Here is a 1,141-nt window from a genome sequence, read left to right as displayed (position 1 = left end):
AGAAAAGAATCATTGTGATGATGATTGGAGTTCTAAGGAAAAGCATTGTAATGATGATTGGTGGAAATCTAAAGAAAAGAATCATTGTGATAATGATTGGAGTTCTAAACGAAATAAGTGTCGTTGTAAATGTTTCTTTATTTGTTGTCATTGTAAAAGGGAAAATTGGTAATATTTTCAATATCAACCTAAAAGAGAGAACATGTCTTTTGTGACCGATAAATACTAGAATGTAATATACAAAAAGCTGACTAAGTATAGTCAGCTTTTTGTCAATGAACACGTAGAGATTTATTTTAATATAGTTCTTATTAGAAAAGGATTATTTTATATAGATTACTATAAGCATCCATAAAGCCAAGGCGCCAATGATAGCGAGCGCTATACGTGTAGATAGTACCCTTAATTCAAAGTCTGTTTTCTTGGAGGGTTCAGGATATGCAATTATGTAGATTCCCTTTAATAATGCAAGCCATGCAATAACCGTTAGGAACCCCTGCCAGTTGAATACCCATACATTATGTAGGATTACACTACCTAACCCTAGGAAAATCGATAGAAAACCATACATAATACCAAATCCTCTGTCTTCAACCACTAATTTTTTCAATTCACGTAGTACCGATGGACGTACGAAAAGTATTCCCGATACGATAACCGTTATCCATCCCCAAAACAATCCTAAAAAAGTACTAGTTTCCATTATTAGTTCACTCCCCTCAATTATTTATATTTCAGATATCCCCCCCTTTAGAACAATTCCAACATCTTTATATATAGGCTAAATTCTGCTCTTTTTTAATACAAACATGGCATATTCTATGCCCATCCTTAATCACCTCATTTCTCTACAAAATGAAATTTTTATATCATTCTTCGTCATCATCTATCCGAATCAACCGAAGTCGCTTTGTACTATTACCGCACACTTTTTCATAGCTTGGAGCTAACATGCACCAAAGCCAATATAATGATTTATTCGCCTTTTCACTAACCTCTAAAATTGTCCCTCTGTAATAAAATGATCACCTTGATACAATGTATACTCGCTTGTCCCATGGAATCATCATTATTCCCCTCCCTATTAAAATAGCGTGTTTGTTTCAAATAATGCTCTCATTAATTTGGACGCATTTACCAG

At 33.8% G+C, this 1,141-nt stretch carries 2 protein-coding genes; one reads left to right on the top strand and one right to left on the bottom strand.

Features of this window, described 5'->3' with window-relative positions; genetic code table 11:
• Positions 1-215 (top strand): hypothetical protein (locus V7038_RS29235; RefSeq protein ID WP_335696074.1); only part of this gene is annotated, 215 nt, incomplete at its 5' end.
• Positions 216-322: 107 nt separating this feature from the next.
• On the opposite strand, the gene V7038_RS29230 is transcribed toward V7038_RS29235, so the two are convergent.
• Positions 323-703, bottom strand: a complete 381-nt coding sequence (locus V7038_RS29230) for a hypothetical protein (protein ID WP_002127497.1) — start codon at positions 701-703, stop codon at positions 323-325.
• Positions 704-1,141 lie beyond the last annotated feature (438 nt).

It is taken from the genome of Bacillus sp. JJ783 (assembly GCF_036963225.1).
Classification (GTDB): Bacteria; Bacillota; Bacilli; order Bacillales; family Bacillaceae_G; genus Bacillus_A; species Bacillus_A cereus_U.
This window is presented reverse-complemented; position numbering and strand designations above follow the sequence as displayed.

Excerpts from the sequence above, each read along its gene's own strand:
- V7038_RS29230 (WP_002127497.1), bottom strand. The coding sequence starts at position 703 with ATGGAAACTAGTACTTTTTTAGGATTGTTTTGGGGATGGATAACGGTT.